We start from the raw sequence: 19,070 nt of genomic DNA on the forward strand, positions 1-19,070 counted from the left end.
TTAATGAATGAATAATTTTTATTTAAGCAGCGTCATTTGTTTCATAATTGATTTATCATTTATATCCAATTTATAAAAATAAATTCCACTTGCCAGACCGTTGCCGTCAAATGTCAATTTATAATAGCCCTGTTTTTGGTACTCATTAACAAGTGTACTAATTTTCTCCCCGATGGAATTATAAATTGCAAGTTTTACTTCAGCTGGTTCTTTCAAATAATATGTAATATTTGTCTCCAGATTAAAAGGATTGGGATAATTCTGATATAAGCTGAAGTTAGCGGGTAAATTAGTGTCGTTATAATTAATAGAAGTGATGAATTCCGATTCGATGGCACCCAAATCGGGTGCATTCCCGAAATAAGGAAATCCAATAATTGTTCCTGCATCAATAACCTTGTTGGTTTGAACAGGACGCATAAAATCGATTTCTGGTAAACTACCGTCTTCCTTTCTTGGAGACATAAGTAAATTTATATCGAGACTTTTAAAATCGGCGTCGTTAAGTGATAAGTTGAACTGCCAGGAATTGGTAATGAGTGTATTTTTGCTTGTATCGATATTAGCAAAATCTATTAAGCCAAATCCCTTTTGATAACTCAAATTATTTATTAATACATGGTCGTATCCATCGCCATCAATATTAGTCGCATCCTCACGTTTTGGGCGATTCAGCATATTAAAGTTGACACTATTTTTATAGGCCGTATTATTATACCACTCATTGCCGCTCAAGTGATGATTTGAATAGAAACCGTTTGATTTGTTTCCAGCTGCAATACAGAATTCGATTTTGTGCTTCGGTACAGGATCAGGAATTTTATCCTGGGTATCGTGAGCAAAGCCACCGGCTTTAAATCCATTACCATCACCCAGACTCTGGAATGAAGTTGAATAGCCATTAAAGAAAGCCCAGCAACTATCGAATATAACAGATTCGTCGGCTCTTATTATATCAAAGCCGTCGTCACTATTAAACCATGCACGACAACCTTTGAAGACATTCCCTTTCCCACCTGCATCTGGGTGGCAACCAAAGCCATCATTGTTTCCACCAAGTTTATTTTCAGAAACATTATCCCAATTCCTGTATGAATCACAATTTAAGAATAAATTATATCCACCCGAATAATGCCTTAAGCCTGTTCCTACGTTGTCGTGCATACTAATTCGTTCAAATATATTGTGATTCCCTTTACTATAAATGCAATATGATTCCGTATGCGTTGTAATTGTGGTCTGAATGCCTGTCATTTCGATTCCCTTCAAATGGATATAGTTGCCTATTACATAAATACCCACTACTCTTTGATTGGCAGGTTTAACTTCCGAAAAATCGAATACAGGAGTTTCACCAGGATAAGCCCAGTATTTGATAGTTTTCCCTTCCGAACCACTTTTATCCAGATAAGTAACACACGCAAAAAGATTCGATACTATTCGGGAAATTTGATCTTCTTTAATTTTGTAAAGTCCTCCTCGTATATATATCGTATCGCCGGCTTTAGCCAGTGCCTGCGCCTTCTGGAGCGATCTGAGTGGTTTATCGATAGTTCCAGGATTTGCATCGTTCCCATCCGCGGCAACATAAATTTGTGACTGAACGTTAAGTGCTGTAGATAATAAAATCGTAAGAGTAAAAATTATTTTTTTATACATACCTTCCTCTTCTTAAATCAAGGGGATTACTCTTGAAGCAGAATTAATTGATATAAAATAGAGTTAGAACTCAGAGAGCTAAAAGATTATTTTTATTGCCAATTTTCTCTCGATTCGAGTTCTTTGAGGTTATACCTGATTCTGGTTCTTTCGACTGATTCTTTATATAGTTCATTCAAGTCAGGCAAAATCAAATTTGAGCCCTTACGTATGAAGAAAGGTGTTTTATAAGATGGAGCATCAACTTCAATAAATTGTCCACCGTTATATTCTTTCTTATCCCACTGATCGATCCACACTTCGCCTTCGGGTAAATAGATTTTCTTTTTTGTTTTACCTTCTTCCCAAATAATCGATACAAGAATATCATTTCCAAATTTATAGGTAGTCCAATCTTTCCAGCACTCTTTTTGCTCGGGATATTCGAGAAAGAGTGGCCTTATAATCGGCATGCCAGTTTCATTTGCAATTTTAGCATGATTATAAATATAGTCTACAAGGTACATTCTCAACTTTGCATAGAATCGCCACACTGCTAGAAGTTCGTCATCAAAAGAAGGTTCATAATCCATATCCCAGAAGACTCGATTATTTGTGGGTCCCACTTCCATAATTGGAGAGAAACATGAAAAACCCAGCCAGCGTTTTGTAACTTCTCTATTAATATTTCTAGGATAGCCACCGGTATCAGAACCCCAGATAGGATATCCCATAATAGCACATCTTTGAGCCCCAATTATTACAGACCTGAGACCTTCGGGAGGATTTCCTGTATCGCCAGCCCACATTCCTCCATATCTTGCGCTTCCAGTGTATTGTGCACGTGGGAATAAAATAAAATCGTCGCCCAAAATCGGTTTAACTGCCTCGTAAGTTGCTTTTACATATTGCCGCGGATAATCGTTATAGTTTTCTCTGTAACTAGTACCAATTGATGTAAATAAATGTAATGAATCCAGAAGCTTTTCACCGTCTGCTCGATCGAGCTTAAAACCTTTTATGCCGATTTTAGCCAATTTTGCAGGTCCGTTTTCCCCCCACCATTTACAGGCTTCTTTATTAGTGAAATCGATTAAAGCCTGTCGGGAATTTTTCCAGATACGACTTTTCAACTCGTAGCCTTTAGCTGCTGCCGTATCAGCCATTTTCCCCATTACGAACGGACCTATCCAGAGCATTGTTTTAATATTTTTCGAATCCAACCATTTAATCATTTTTTCAAAATTGGGTAGGCGTTCATAATCAATTTTGTAGTCGTCAAAACCTCTTACACCCGGTCCCCACGGTCTGTCGATCCAATATGCTGTACATGGTATATCGTAAGCAGCCATTAATAATATTTCTTCGGTTATCTGTGAATTGTAAGGAGATTCTACAATTGTACTGTCATAGTATTTTTTATTATTAAAATGTTCATCGCGCCATCTCCACGGTCCGAAGGCCCATTTAGGAGGCACAAATGACGGACCGGTCTCAAGCGCATGTCTCTTAACAAGTTCTGCAGGCGATTCATCCATCATTAATGAAAAAGAGAATTGAGAACCTTCAAAGGATATATGAACCACATTTTCAAACTCTTTACAAAAATCGATTATACCTGGCCACGTTCCTTTAACAAACAGAGCATAATTTCCCGATGAGATATAGAAGGGAGCATAAGCAGATACTGTTGGTTTTAGCTTTACTTCAACTCGCTGTCCTCTTAAATCAAGTCCTTCTTTGATATCTTTTTCCCACGATTTTTCTTGAGGGCCATCAACAACTCTTTCGAAAATGCCAGTAAAATATTCATCGGGCTCAGCCTTTGTATTTATTATCCAGCCGGAAGGTTGGACATCTTTATTTACCAATCTGAAATTAAATTGAATTTCTTTATCCGTTTCTCTGGTAACTAAAATGACTGTGTCGGAATCGTTTTCCCATAAATACATAAATTGATTATCGGAAGATTTTTTTATTTCGGGTACTCCCATAAGCCAATTAACTTTGCCGCCAACTACAAAACCAATAGCACCCAGAGTATCTGCCGGTACAATTAAAATATTATGGCCGTACCTGTTTTCTATCTTGAATGAAGTAAATGATTCGTTACTATTCAGTACAGTCAATTTGCCAGGTTTTCCGCAAACTGTTAGTCCCATTAAAAATAGTATTACAAATGAAAGTGCTGACAGATTTGATTTTCTTATAGGATTAACTATCATAGATTTTCCTGTATTTTTTTAATCCACAAAATTGAGAAGAAAATGAATCATACAAGTATTGTCAATATAAAAAATTTATTTAAGTAGAATCATCTTCTTTGTCGAGATATAATTGCCTGCCGATAATTGATAAAAGTAGATACCGCTTGGTAAATCATCCGCTTTGAATTCGACTGTGTAAATTCCCGGTTCTTTTTGTTCGTCTACAAGTGTTGCAACCTGACGGCCAAGTGCATCATAAACTTTCAATAACACGTGGATTCTTGAATTATCGGCTTTATTTGATACTGGTATAGTATAACTGATAATTGTAGATGGATTAAAAGGATTTGGATAATTCTGATAAAGTACGAATTTAGCAGGTAACTCGGAGATTGTTTCTACGGTTGTAAGAAAAGTAGATTTGATAATAATTTCATCTAAATTTCCGAAATCTGAACCTGTGGCAGAAAAACTGATTGTGTTATTGTATCCTTCATTTAAATTTACTTCAACACTGTCTATGACATAATTAGTCCAGTCGCCGGTGTTTCGCATAGTAAGATTAGTCGCTTTCCCATTGACTATCAGACTTCCAGTTCTGTCGGTATTTCCCAGCGCATAACGGAATAATAAAGTCTTAGGACCGCCGCCGTAACCGGGCATACTGGTAAATTCAACTGTACTATTGCTGGCGTCGAAATTTGTAAAGGCAGATCCGTGATATCCAAGATGATTATTTTCCACAAAGACAGTTCCAATTAAATTTGCATCCTCTGATTGATAAACAAAAGAATCTGCTGGTGTAATTTGAATTACTCCCGTTCGTAAAGATTCCACATTATTTGTATCTGTAACCGTTAATGCGTAGTAATAATTTTTCCCTTTAGTTAGATTTTTATCCTCGTATGAAGTTACATTCTTTTCCGCCTTGAATTTTACTGGCGAGGATAAATCTTTTGACTCCGATCTGTAAATATTTATTTGTGAAATTAAATTGATATCTGAATACTCCCACATAAGCAAACACGAATTATTATCGTGCCGATACGAAATGGCGGTTGGAGGCTCCGGTCTTAAAGTTGGAGTAACAGAAATTACGTCTGATAAATCTGACTTATTACCGTGAAAATCGTATGCTCTCAATGCATAGAAATATGTAGTATCATATTTAACATTTGTATCGAGGTAAGACGTCACATTGCCGACATCGATCGAGTCGGTGAATTTTTCTGCAGATTTTCCTTTGTAAAGGAGATAACCTGCAACATCGGTTTCTACATTCATATCCCATTCAACCAGGATTGTATCTCCTAAGGATGTCCCTCTTAAATTTATTGGTTTTGCTGGAGGTTTGAGGCTATCGGGAATAAACATGCTTTTACCGACAAAGAAACTTGGATGAGGTGGCTGGTTGTACCCAACATTTTGCCATGCAATTGCAAGACGATATTGCCTATCCTGCATTAAAGTAACAATACGATAAGATGTCGGAATGTTTGTTGTATAAATTCTGAGCGCTGTATTATCGCTTGTTCGCCAGATCACTTCCTCTCTCCAATCGCCGAATAAATCAGCCTGGAGTGAAGGCGTTGCTTTAGTATCATTATTAGAGGCACAACCATTTGCTTTTAGTAACAGTTGGGTGGTGTTACCATATTTCTGAATATAAATATTATCGAGCAATTCACGTTCAAGATCGCCATCCCACCAGACAACAAAATTAGAAGAAGGAGGATTTGGACCTACTTTAATATTATTAACGCTTCTCAATCCATCTGTACCGCCCCAGCATTCCATTCCTTCGTATGAATCTAACAGATTGGCTGCAACACCTCTGCCTACATCACCGGGGCCTGTGCCCCATATAATTTTGCCTGTTCTTCCTTCGAGAAGAGCTGAACCAACTTGAGCTTTTTCATGAATGCCCCATACTTCGAGGCCAGGACGATTAGGGTCAATATCAGAAACGTGCAATGCATCCCCGTGTCCGAGTCCTGAATTCCACAGCCCTGTTCCATCATCATCGACAGCCATAGAGCCATAAATAATTTCATCCTTACCATCACCGTCGAGATCGGCCACGCTTAGGTTATGATTCCCCTGCCCCGCATAAGTTGGGTATCCTTTATCTGTATCAAAGACCCACCGTGAAGTCAATTGTCCATTGCGCCAATCCCATGCAGCAAGAACAGTTCTAGTATAATAACCACGGCACATAACAACACTTGGATGTTCTCCATCAAGATATGCGACACAAGCAAGAAAACGATCGACCCTATTTCCATACGAATCACCCCAAAGGCTTACGTTACCTCGAGGCGGTAAATAATCGGTAGTCGCCAGTGCTTTGCCTGTCAATCCATCAAATATTGTAAAATATTCTGGGCCCGCTAGGATATAACCGCTTGAATTCCGATAGTCTGCATTGGGATCACCAATTACATTTCCCTGACCATCAATAGTACCATCAGCTGTTTTGCAAGCTACTTCAGCGCGACCATCGCCGTCGAGATCATATACTATAAATTGCGTATAATGCGCACCCGCACGAATGTTTCGCCCTAAATCGATACGCCAGAGAAGAGTACCATCGAGCTCAAGACCATCGAGATATACATTGCCAGTATAGCCACTTTTTGAATTGTCCTTTGAGTTGGAAGGATCCCATTTTAAAACTATTTCATATTGTCCGTCTCCATCCAGATCGGCAGCACTAGCATCATTGGGACTGTATGTATAGTCAACTCCATCTGGAGTTCTTCCACCTTGCGGTCGCTGGAGCGGTATTGTTTTATAAATATTCTCCCACGGTGTTACTACTTCTGATATTGAAGTTTCATTGCCATCGATGACAGCTACAATTTTATAATTATCATTTAGAGTTCCAGCTGAATCTATAAAATTAGTCGTCGATAATGGCATATCGTTAATTTTAGTGTTCCCTCTGTAAATATTAAACTTTATACTGTCGGGATCGTCAGCGAGTAATCGCCACCCGATAAAAATCCCCCCATCTTCTGCGGGCACTGCAATTACTCCCCTTCCCAGATTTTCATTTCGAAACGATTGCCCGAATAAATTAATCGATGTGTAGTTCAATACCATAGTTGCTATTATGATAATCCTCAATACTAATTTCATTAATACCCTCCCACTATAAATTTTTCGATTTGATTCAGATCACTGCGGGATTAAAAATTGCTGAATAAAAAAGAGAATACTAATTTGAAATGACTATAAATGTAATCCATTTATCTCACTACTATCACTCAAATTAAATGTACTCCTTATAAATAGGAATGTCTCTTTCCACATTCATAAATCTCTTTGACATTTTTGATCATCGTAAAGATAAAAGTTAGTGGTCAATCTGATTACAGACTGACCACTGATCCAATAAGCGGCACAAAAATAAGCTACATTATTTCAGCAGCATCATTTTTTTGGAGGCAACAAAGTTTTTACCGTTTGTACCTGTAGCAGATAATGTATAGATGTACAAACCGCTACTTAGATTAGAAGCGTTGAAGTTGAAGGAATGATTTCCAGCAGAGAGATTTTTTTCGGTCATTTCATATACCTTTTGACCCAGAACGTTGTAAATGGTCAAAGTAACGGTGGCTTGTTCTGGCAAACCGAAACGAATTGTAGTAGTCGGATTAAAAGGATTGGGATAATTATTACCGAGATAATATTGATTTGGAACATTATTATCGTATGTTTCAACAGAGACAAGATTTTCTTTTGTAATGAATGCTGAGAGGCTATCGCCCGGGATATAAACAAATTTCGCATTCGTCATGGAATCTCTCAGAGCTGCAAGATACTGGTCTCGGTTTGCTAGATAAATAGCTTTTTTATCCGGGAACCAGTTCAAATCGCCAAGCGGCAATCCGTCGGTACCTCCCGTAAGTAAAGTATCATTCGTATAACTCAAATCAAATTTCGGAGGCCAATTCAGTATCGGTTGACCTTCTGCATCGTAATCAACTACTAATTCAATGCGCCAGTCTGGCCAGGTTGCTCCTTTAAGCCAGTAATATTTATCCCATGCCAGCATACTATCAAGCTTACTGGTATTATTAACAAACATGGGATCAAACTGCCAATAATTTTTTCCTATTGTAAAATCATTATCTACAGTAATCGTGGTATCAACACCTTTTGGCCACAAAAAGCATGGAATAACTTTGTCAGAATCAGATGCAACGAGAGGATTAATTTCCTTGTTCCAGAATTCAGGGAAAGCGGGGTCAAGATAAAATGCATTCATACCTTCATAGAGTGATATAGAATCCAGCTTTTCGGCTATTTCATAATGATGCTCCCATGTTGTAAAAGGTGCTTCATAAAAATTCGTTCTTAGAGTCCGTCCTCTATAACTCCAGTTATAATAAATATTATTTGCCTGCAAAGCTTCGTACCAGTGTAGTTCATGCCCATTTATCTGCATATTGAGAAAAGTATTATGAACTTCGATTTGCTTTGATGTAAAGAAATTGCCACCGTTGCCAAATAACCTGCCTGAATTGATTGAGGTATTGTTTTCAAATATAAAGTTTTTTACACCTGCATCGATACGGAGGAGCATACCGTTAAAAGGTGAGCTGGCTTTACGAACCATATTGATAAAAAGACAGTTGGTAACACTGATTGTATCAGCATAAGCCTGGTTTCTCATTGTAAACCACTGACATTCGCCAAATGCACAATTGTCATAAATTACTTTATTCCCTCCTTGATTAACTATAAACGCGCCAACAAGTTCACCATTAGATAGATTGCCATCGAAAATGACATTTTTAAGCTTAACGCTTCCGCCACTTTTGATATGGATCATATCTCTTGCAGCTCCATTTGCAGCGGGAATTTGCAAGAATACAGGCGGTGCAGTTTGATTTTTGATCCATGTATTGTCAGGTCCTAAAATAACAAGGTCAAAATCGACATCGAGAGTACCATCAAATGCATAAATCTTGCCGCTTTCGGCTAAATAAACAGTCTTAGCTGGATCGTGCGTCCCGTCAGCGAGTGTATCTGCAGCAATTTGCACATTTACAAATTGATTTGGATCCAGCACCTTTTGTGCAAGTAAATACGGCGATAGCATAACAAAAAACATAAAAAGTAATACTAACTTTTTCATTGAGTCCTCCTAGATTTTAATTTGATAATTAATTTAATGGGAGCATTTGGCATTGTGATTAAAATTTTCACTTAAATTTCATCACCTCCTTTATTTCATAACCTTGCAAAAGGAAAGATAGCTTAAAACGAATATCGTATTCCCAGATCAGCTGTCGTACCATAATACTCGACACCTGAAAGTTTTTCCAGAACACTTACATATTGACGATCCGGTTCATTCGTTATATTATTAATGTTGAGATAAATTTGAAGACCTTTTAGCCACGGAAGTTTTTGATATGCAGTAAAATCCCATCGTGAATAAGGCGAGGTATATGAGTCTAATTCCTGATAAACTGTATGAGCACTTCTTAAAACATTATCAGTATACTGGAACGATAGCCTTGCGGAGAAATCACCTATGTCATAACCGACAGTTAAGTTCAAAATATCATTGGGTTGATTAACTAATCTGCCCGAGCGAGTTGTATCAATATAAGTATATTTTTTAAAGATGCCGCTGCCTATTGCTACACTTTTGAAGTATGGATAACGAGTTTGAGAATTTATATGTGTATAGTTGATATTTAGGACCAGCCCTTTAAGGAAAGATGGCATGTACCAGAAATGAGTTTGCCAGTCTACTTCAAAACCTCGTACATAAGATTTTTCTTCGAGATTTGTCCAGGTATAAATAGTTGTTCTTTGATTTGGAGTTAGCGGGTAGCGATAATTTATTTTGGAAGCATCTTTGGTAAAGTAAGTAATAGGTACAATTAAATTCTCAATTTCTTTATAAAATAATCCTGCTGTGAAAAGTCCAATGTAATTATCATAAACAGAGACATAAGCATCATAATTTTGTGTGATGGCAGATTTTAGATAAGGATTACCCATGCGTAAAACAGGATCTCCGTAAGTATCGATAAAGAGATAAGGGGAGACAGCACGATAGTCGGGATAAATAATACTTTTTGTGCTTGCCAGGCGAATGTCAAGCCAATTTGTCGGTTTAATACGCAGTAAAATTTGAGGGAACCAATTTTCACCTTTTGTTGAATCCCAGTGTACTTCTTTATAGTCATAATAATATTCGCCCGGTGTTGTCAAGCGACCAAATACATACGTTGAATCTGCAGTATAATCGAAACCAAATTTTTCATATCTTACACCTGGAGTCAAAGTAATAAATTTCCCGATGTTCATTTCGGTCATTACATAAAAGGCATAGAAGTTTCTTGTATAGTGATAATCATACTGAGTCGACTCAAGGGGTGAAATAAGATAGTACCCGTATTCTTTAGCCAGATCAGCTAAATGATGCATTTTCCAGATCGAGACTTTATTATAGAAAACATTGCTGCCAATTCCTTCCTCGCCAGATAGAAAATCGCCGATATCATATTCTGGATCGGCAAATAAAGAAGCCTTGAGACCGTTATCCTGGGTAGAAATGCCAAGGTCTGTCCATATTACATCTCTTAGCAAAGTATTGAAATCCAGGGCAAGACCTCCTCTATCTACATCAATACCCCACGCAGTTTCGTCATTTTTTCTAGTATTCCTTTCGTATTTACCGCCTAATTTTACTTCGCCTCTAATAAAACTTAAAAAATTATACGGCATTTTAACATTTAAGATGGCCGATTGAGCAGTTTCATCGACATCACGTTTGAGAGTGCTGGCGTTATTAATAATTTTATCCTGCTCAAGAACCTGCAGATGATTTAAAAGCATACTCGGGGAAACCTGATTTTCTTTACCGGCTATAACAGAATCTGGCACCCAACCCTGAACACCACCAGAGCGAGTTCTCATGTCGAGTGTCAGATCACCAGGATGACGTTGCGTGGTAATTGAATTAGAAAGAGAGAAATCGAGATTTAGATTTAGAAATTCAAATTCACCTTGCAGAGCGTTACTTATGACTGTATTTGTAAATTCCTGGTCATAAGCATACCCTCTCCAATCATACGAGGTTGTGAAATAGTTTCTCTGCTCGACTTGATGCTCTTTTAGACTGCCAATGAAGTTATTTAACAATAACGTGCCGTTTGTGAACTGATAATCAAACACAAGGCTACCACCCAATCTTTTCCTATCTCTAACTATGTCATAAATATTGACATCATTTAATAGTGTCGGTATTAGTCCCTCATTTGTTATTGATTCAACGTTGGTCGTATAGGAGGCACTTAGTCTATCAGAATTCCTATTGTAATTGTCGAGATAGCCAGAAATTTGTATCCCCAGTTTATTGTTAAAAACACGGTTGCTTACAAGCGCAGTAGCTCTGTAATTACCATAAGGATTGTCGTTAGCCAGCGAAGCATATCCACCTTGCATAGAAAAGTTAGTATGCAAGCCCTCGCGAGCTTTGCTGATTCTAAGATTAACAGTTCCGCCAACGGCATCTGCATCCATGTCGGCGGTAAGAACTTTAGTAACTTCAATGCCAGAGAGAATATTTGGAGCAATCATATTGAGATCGACACTGCGATTTTCACGATCTGTTGATTGTAATCGTACACCATTGACCATCATAACATTATATTGAGGTGAAAGACCTCTTATTGTAACTTTTTGTCCTTCACCACCACTGCGTATTAATGAGATACCGGGTAAGCGAGCTACCGATTCAGCAGCGTTTACATCCGGTATATCTTTAATGCGGTCGGACGATACGATATTTTTAATAGTATTTGCTGAGAGTTGCTGGTTGATAGCCTCCATCTGTCCTTCTGCCTGAGCTGTAATTACAACCTCGCCTGTTTCAAGAGCCACGTATTCAAGTTCAACATCAAGTTCAATAGTTTTACCTGCGACCACCGTAACAGGTATTCTTTCATCTTTGTAACCCAGATATTTTACAATCAGAGTATAATTTCCGGGGGGAACGCTACGGATGTAATATTCACCTTCAAATGATGCTGCAGCGCCAATACTGGTACCTTCCAATAATACATTTGCACCCGGGAGAACTTCGCCTGTTTCTTTATCCAGAACTTTACCTCTTATTCTGCCCGAGCTCTGAGCCTGAATAATACCTGCCATACACAAGATTAGAATCAAACACTTGAGTATTGTCTTACTTACTTTCATAACTTAACTCCCTTTTTAATTAGAGAATTATTAATTATAGAATTATTTTTTCATCTCAATACTTTATTATATCGTTCGATGTTTTTATCAAAATAGTCTTTGTTATTGGGTAAATAGGTCTTCAGTTTGGAGGAATTACCGACAATTTCTCTCCACTCATTGATATTCTTAACAATCCCCTTTGAAATTGCCTGCACTCCGATATTACCCAACACCGCTCCTTCAACCGGCCCGGCAATTACTTCGCATCCTGTTGCGTCTGCCGTTAATTGAGTAAGTAGTTCGTTTTGAATACCACCACCAACTACATGAAGTCGTTCTATTTTTTTAGCGGTAACCGATTCGATTTTTTTTAATGTATCCCTGTAACTGTATGCAAGACTTTCGATTATAACCCTGATGACAAACCCGTAATTATTGTCGTGCTTTTGTGCGGTCTCTTTTAGAAAAGCAATTATTTTTTCGGGCATATCGCCTGATTTTAAAAATCTCGAATCAGAAAGGTCTACCCAGGCTCCTGCACTACCATAATTATCAGCCATTTCAGTTAATTCTGCATAAGTAAATTTCTTCTCTTCTTTTTCGTCCCAGTAACGTTTGCATTCCTGAATAGGCCAAAGTCCCAGGATATTTTTTAAGAATCTAATTGTATTGTTAAAACCGCCTTCATTTGTAAAATTATTATTAAGTGCATCATCACTTAATACAGGTTGATTAAGTTCCACTCCCATTAATGACCATGTGCCCGAGCTTAAATATGCCCAGCTATCACTTAAGGCCGGAACACCGACTACAGCCGAAGCAGTATCGTGACACGTTGTAGCTATAACAGATATGTTTGGATCCAGCTGGGTTAAATTTGCCGTCGAAGCTGAAATTTTTCCCAGTACTAAACCTGGTTCAATAAGTTTTGGGAAAATGCCCTTCCTGAGACCTAAAGCTTCAATAACTTCCCAGCTCCAATTTCTGGTAACAGGATTAACCAGTCCTGAAGTTGATGCAATCGAATACTCGGATACTTTTTCTCCAGTAAGCAAAAAATTTAGGAAATCAGGGATAAAAAGAATTTTATCGGCGACGTCCAAAAGACTTGCTTTTCTTTTTCGTTCGGATAATAATTGATAAATGGTATTAATCTGAACGAATTGTATGCCGGTGGATTTATATATTTTTTCTTTAGGCAAGAGTAAGAAAGCTTCTTCCATCATATTATCAGTACGATCGTCCCTGTAATGGTAAGGATATCCAAGAAGTCGGTTTTCGGAATCGAGCAGTACATAGTCCACTCCCCATGTATCGATACCAATCCCGTCGAAATAATTACCGAACTCTTTCTTTGCCTTTTTCAGTCCTTCGATAATTTCTTCATAAATTGCCAGAATATCCCAGTGGAATCCGTAATCATATTTAATTGATGGAGTTCTGAAACGATGCACTTCGTGGAGAGATATAATTTTATTATTTAAAAGACCCACCATGCATCTGCCGCTTTCGGCGCCGATGTCGAATGCAATAAATTTTTTTTCAGCCATAAATTACCCGTGATTATTATTTGTCGAAAGAAAGATTGATATTCTTTTTAAGAGAAAAGATGAGCCTATGATTCTATGAAGTTAAATGGGAATAACCCGTTTGTACAAATAAATCTATTACCTATTTAATTTGCTTCGATAAAAGAATAGATAATTAGTAGAAATGGAAAAGAAAGAAACCCCAAGGAAAAATGTCCAGACATTTTACGCTATCTTTTGAGTATGCTGTATTCTACTGTTACGTCTTCGTAATCGTCGTAGCTTTTTTTATTTTCGAGCATATCGATAAGGATGTCGGTAGCAGTTTTTCCAATTATATATGGATTTTGCTGGACGGAATAGTACGGCACACCAAGACGGGAAACAATCGTGTTATCGCCAAATTCGCCAAGGAGTATATCATCTGGAATAGAAAGATTCTTATCGAGAATAGCTTTGCCTGCGCCATAAGTAATCAAGCCACCGATACTAATTACAGCGTCGATTTTAATGCCGGTATTTAGAAGGCCTGTCATTTTATTATAGCTGTCTTCAATGCTACGGAATGTTTGAAGTACGAGGTCGGGATTAAAATCGATGTTATTATCCTCGAGTGCTTTTTTATAGCCCTGGAAACGGTCCTCGCAAACAGGTATGAGTGTATTCGGTCCAAGAAAAAGGATGTTTCTGCGACCTTCTTTAATCATGTCGGTTGTAAGTTCGTAGGCAGCGTCGACGTCGTTAATTTTAACGGTAGTAAATGGCAATTGATGAATTTTACGATCCCAGCACACAATTTTGATTCCTTCTTCGTCCATTTTTTTGTAGAGTTCTAAATTTTCGTCACCGCCAACAGCATTCAATAAAATACCGTCCACGCCGATATCCGATAAGAATTCAATTTTTTTCCTTTCTTTTTTAGCATCCTCGTCGTGAACCATTAAAATGCATTCGTATCCTTCGTTGCCCGATTCTTCATACATACCTCGAACAGCTTCTGAGAAAAACGAAATTCTGAGATCAGGAATGAGGACGCCCAGGATTTTGCTCCTGTTTGTAATAAGCGATCGAGCCAAAATATTCGGGCGATAGCCCATCTCTTTACACTTTTCTTTAACAAGAGTTTTGGTTTCTGAAGAAATATCGGTTGAATCTCTCAGTGCTTTTGACACAGTAGCAGGAGTAAGAGATAGTTCGGTAGCTATATCTTTAAGGGTAACTTTTTTCTTTTTAATGCTCACAGTCAAAACTCAAAAGTAGTATTATTGATGGCTAATATTACGATATAAAGTAATTAATTTCAAGAGTATTTAAGGAGAAGGTCTGGGTACAGCTCCGCCACGTAAGTCCCAAATTTTGAATGACTTATAGAGAAAAAGGAGAAATAAACAACAGTCGGAAAAGGTTTTCGAAAACCTTTAAGTAATTTAACCCTAAAAAAGAGCCTTCTAAGCTCCTCGTACCATTACTTAAACGTTTTCGATGTCGACAGGAAAATATTAAGAATATTTTCTTCTGTCAAGTTATTTTTTTAGTATAAAACTTTTTTTATCCGCCATTCTTAACGTCTATTTTCACGTCAATCAAACTATTTAAATACTCTGCAGGATGATAAACTTTTTCTATAGTTTCAGAATAATTTTTTAATTGCTCTCTACAAGAAGTTCCACTTGCCAGTATTATTATTTCGTCCTTGTTTCCAAATTTATTCTTTATTTGTTCCCACAAACTGATCCCTAATGACTTACTGATTTTATAGTAATGCTTTTTATATCCAAAACTGCCGGCCATCCCGCAACATTCTTGAGTCGATACTTCTACGTTGAAATCGAGCTTTTTAAAAAACTCAGAAACTTCATTTCCCAGACCAATCGACTTCAATTGACAATGTCCATGATAAAATATTTTCTCGCTGACTGGTTTAATAATTTTTCTTAGAAAATTTATATCGATTATTCCATCAGCAATCTTTCGATTCAAATACTCGAACATATCAAAACATCTTCCTTTTATTCCGTTAAACAATTTATCGTCATGTAATAACTTTTTGTAATCAGAGCGTATCATAGCCAATACACTCGGTTCGAGTACGATGATATCGTAGCCCTCGTCTATTAAGTTTTTTAGATAAGATGCTGTTTGTGCTGCTTTTTTTTCTGCGTATTGAATCATGCCCTGCGACAACGCTGCTCGCCCGTCATCAAATACCTTGCTAATTTCCGCATGAATTCCAAGTTTATCTAATAATTCAATTGCACTCAGGCCTACATTGGGATTATTGTAATTTGTAAAGACATCCGCAAAGACAATAATTTTTTGTTTTCTCTTATCGGTACTTATTGATTCTCTTTTTTTATACAATTCAATAAACGTATGTTTGGGGAATTCAGGAATTTTTATTTCTTTTTCGACTCCTAAGAAATTATCCATCAATAGTTTAACTGGACTCAACTTCATAAAATTATTTACGATCGAAGGAAATTTAGCAGCAATCTTCGCCAAAGAGCTGAAGTAAGCAAAGAATATCTTTTGAAAAGAAGGAGCCTCGAGTTTTAATAATCTATTCTTGATAACTGTATTCAAAGCCGGTATATCAATTTTAACCGGACAATTTGGAATGCAACGTGAACAGCCAGTACACAGTTCTGCGAAACGTCCTTCTTCCAGTTTACCGGTAGTTCCGACAGCCCAGCTTGCGCCGATACCACCGGTATAACATTCGCCTCCGAATGCGTGTCCTCCTACAGTCTGAAAATTTGCGCATACATTCATACAAGCACTACATCTAATACAGTAGAGTGCTTCTTTTAAATCGGGATCATCTCTCATATTCATTCGACCGTCGTCGATTAAAACCAGATAGAATTTTCTCTCTTTATCGGATCTTTTGTTAAGATTGAGTACTGGCGCTTTCAAAGGAGGTTCAAGTATATTAGTGTAGGACGTCAACACCTGCCCGGTAGCACTGGCAGCGAGTAATTCGATAAAAATTCCAAAATCTTTTCTGGTGGGAATAATTTTTTCAATGCCAGCAATTGCGATGTGAATTGCTGGCAGATGCGTCGTCAATCTTATATTCCCTTCGCTCTCAACCAGAAGGATTGTCCCTTCTTCTGCAGAGATTAAGTTTGCACCTGTAATTCCAACATCTGCTTTGAGAAATTTTTCGCGTAACGTTTTGCTGGCAAATGCAGTCAATTCTTCTCCTGTTTCAAGAGGGTCAGTAGTTTTAATATTTTCTTTGAAGAGCTTTGAAATGCTTTCCCGGCTGCGGTGAATTGCAGGGGCTACAATATGCGAAGGCTGTTCATTGGATAACTGCAAAATAAATTCTGCCAGGTCGGTTTCGACCACTTCGATATTTTCTTTTTTAAGTGTTTCGTTCAATTTAATTTCTTCTGAAGTAATCGATTTGGATTTTACGGCTAATTTAACCGAATTTGCCAGGCAGATTTCTTTTATGAAATTTACAGCTTCCTTTTTATCTTTTGCATAAAATACTGTTCCCCCTCGCGCTTCGATTGTTTCAGTAAGTTTTTCGATCAAGAAGGGGAGATTCCTGATCGAGTTCTCTTTGATTTCACGTGCCCTCACCTTTAGTCTTTCATAATCCTCAATTTGACTTATTGCCCTGTAACGTCCATTATTAAAAGTTTGTGTGTTATGTCGAATTGAATCGGTTTCAAATGCCAGAGAATAATCGATTGCTTTAAATAAATTATCTTTAATAGCTTTGCTTGCAAAATCTTTCGGATGAATTGATTTATCGTTCATTACTCTTCCATTACAATTATATGCAATTTACCTGGTCCGTGTACACCCCGCACCAGAGGTCCCATGTCGGCTGTAGCGCTCGGCCCTGTTATGATTGAGTAACTCCCATTCAAAAATATATTTCCTTTTTCTTCGTCAAAAAGTTCGCGCGGTCTGCTTACAATATTTTTAACGTCGAGTATTACTATATGATTTCGTACTAACATGGAAATATAACTTGTATAGTCGTCGAGAATTGGAACTACAACCGAGCCCGAAGAAGCGATGCCGCATATTGCTGGTGTAATTCCCGTGCGGGTATTTTTTAATTTCTCTTTGTCGAAACTTTTTAAATATTTTTTTTCATCGAATAGCCTCTCGAAAAAACTGTGTTCTATAATGCCTGGATTCGATACGAGTATTTCATTTTCGCCTTCAGTAATTTTTTGTAAAGTTGATTTAATTGAGGAAATGTCCCCTCTTACCGTAACTACATTTGCACAGGCAGCCTCTGCATTGATTATAAACTCTTTCAACAATTCTTCTTTTGTTTTCATTAATTTTTTTTATCCAGAAATTTTTTTACCTCAGAGGCAACAATGAACTCTTCGTTAGTAGGTATAATTGCAATTTTAACACGTGAATTTTCGCTTGATATCAACCCTTCTTTAGGATTCATTTCGTTCTTTTGGTCATCGAGGATGACACCGAGATTTTCCATGTTTTCCGTAATCCTTTTTCTCAATAAAATGCTATTTTGTCCTCCACCAGCAGTAAATACTATACAATCAGCACCATTAAGTATTGCAAGATACTCTCCAATATACCTTTTCACGTTATAGACAAAAGTATCGAAAGCGAGTTTTGCGCGGTAATTGCCTTTCCCCATTTCTAATTCAATATCTCTTAAATCGCCCGATCTAATGCCGGAGATACCATAGAGTCCACCTTTTGTCATTAATATTTCGACTGTATCTTCGATTGATAGATTTTCTTTTTGCATTAAGTAAAGAAGTGCATACGAATCGAGGTCGCCAACACGTTTGGCATTTATCAAACCACATTGAGGACTCATTCCCATCGAAGTATCAATCGATACTCCATTTTTAATGGCACAGACCGAAGAACTGCCGCCAAGATGACACGAAATTACTTTGTTTGCATCGAACAATTCTTTTGCGCGCATTGCAATATAACGATGCGATGCACCGTGAAAGCCATACTTTCTAATTCCATGTTTTTCGTAATATTCATAAGGGATCCCGTACATATAAGCTTCGGGAGGAATATTTGTATGAAAATGTGTTTCGAACAAACCAACTAAAGGAACGGAGTGCAACAGATCTTTGAAAATCGATATGGCAGTTAAATAAACGTCTGTGTGTACCGGAGCCAGAGGACGATATTCTTTCATTGCTTCTAAAACTTCTTCACTTAATTCAACGCATCCCGATATTCCTTTTGCATGAACAGTTTTGAAACCAACCGCTGAAATCTCGTCTGTCGAATATTTTTCTTTAAGTGCAGTTAAAGTCATATCAACTGCTGAATAATAATCTTTAATCTCAAGATAATTTATAATTTCTTTCTCTCCTTTGAAAGCATATCTGAATATTGCATCCTTTTGACCTATCTTTTCAACTACTGCCTGAAACACTATATCCATATTTTCGGCATCATAAAACTTGCACTTGTACGATGTGCTACCCGGGTTAGCAATTAATATTTTCAT

10 protein-coding genes are annotated in these 19,070 nt (G+C 37.5%); all 10 read right to left on the reverse strand.

Annotation, left to right across the window (positions count from 1 at the left end):
- Positions 1-18 precede the first annotated feature (18 nt).
- On the reverse strand, positions 19-1,659 hold the full coding sequence (locus ACUN8G_RS13880; RefSeq protein WP_437347794.1) for a right-handed parallel beta-helix repeat-containing protein: 1,641 nt from the start codon (positions 1,657-1,659) through the stop codon (positions 19-21).
- Between the two features lie 92 nt (positions 1,660-1,751).
- The gene (locus tag ACUN8G_RS13885) at positions 1,752-3,863 is read right to left on the reverse strand and encodes a TIM-barrel domain-containing protein (protein WP_437347793.1); all 2,112 of its coding nucleotides are present in this window, start codon (positions 3,861-3,863) and stop codon (positions 1,752-1,754) included.
- Positions 3,864-3,938: 75 nt separating this feature from the next.
- Complete coding sequence (locus ACUN8G_RS13890) at positions 3,939-6,986, reverse strand: rhamnogalacturonan lyase family protein (RefSeq protein ID WP_437347792.1); 3,048 nt, start codon at positions 6,984-6,986, stop codon at positions 3,939-3,941.
- Positions 6,987-7,266: 280 nt separating this feature from the next.
- The gene (locus tag ACUN8G_RS13895; protein ID WP_437347791.1) at positions 7,267-8,991 is read right to left on the reverse strand and encodes a T9SS type A sorting domain-containing protein; all 1,725 of its coding nucleotides are present in this window, start codon (positions 8,989-8,991) and stop codon (positions 7,267-7,269) included.
- A 122-nt stretch (positions 8,992-9,113) separates the two neighbouring features.
- Positions 9,114-12,074 (reverse strand): TonB-dependent receptor, encoded by a 2,961-nt coding sequence (locus ACUN8G_RS13900; RefSeq protein ID WP_437347790.1) that lies wholly within the window; start codon positions 12,072-12,074, stop codon positions 9,114-9,116.
- Positions 12,075-12,124: 50 nt separating this feature from the next.
- Positions 12,125-13,606: a rhamnulokinase gene (locus ACUN8G_RS13905; protein WP_437347789.1), complete on the reverse strand. Its 1,482-nt coding sequence runs from the start codon at positions 13,604-13,606 to the stop codon at positions 12,125-12,127.
- Positions 13,607-13,815: 209 nt separating this feature from the next.
- Positions 13,816-14,826: a LacI family DNA-binding transcriptional regulator gene (locus ACUN8G_RS13910; RefSeq protein ID WP_437347788.1), complete on the reverse strand. Its 1,011-nt coding sequence runs from the start codon at positions 14,824-14,826 to the stop codon at positions 13,816-13,818.
- A 307-nt stretch (positions 14,827-15,133) separates the two neighbouring features.
- Positions 15,134-17,359 (reverse strand): LUD domain-containing protein, encoded by a 2,226-nt coding sequence (locus ACUN8G_RS13915; protein WP_437347787.1) that lies wholly within the window; start codon positions 17,357-17,359, stop codon positions 15,134-15,136.
- Complete coding sequence (locus ACUN8G_RS13920; RefSeq protein WP_437347786.1) at positions 17,359-17,895, reverse strand: LUD domain-containing protein; 537 nt, start codon at positions 17,893-17,895, stop codon at positions 17,359-17,361. Before ACUN8G_RS13920 ends, ACUN8G_RS13915 begins: the two co-directional genes overlap by 1 nt.
- The gene (locus tag ACUN8G_RS13925; RefSeq protein ID WP_437347785.1) at positions 17,895-19,070 is read right to left on the reverse strand and encodes an acetate/propionate family kinase; all 1,176 of its coding nucleotides are present in this window, start codon (positions 19,068-19,070) and stop codon (positions 17,895-17,897) included. Before ACUN8G_RS13925 ends, ACUN8G_RS13920 begins: the two co-directional genes overlap by 1 nt.

It is taken from the genome of Melioribacter sulfuriphilus (genome assembly GCF_052656625.1).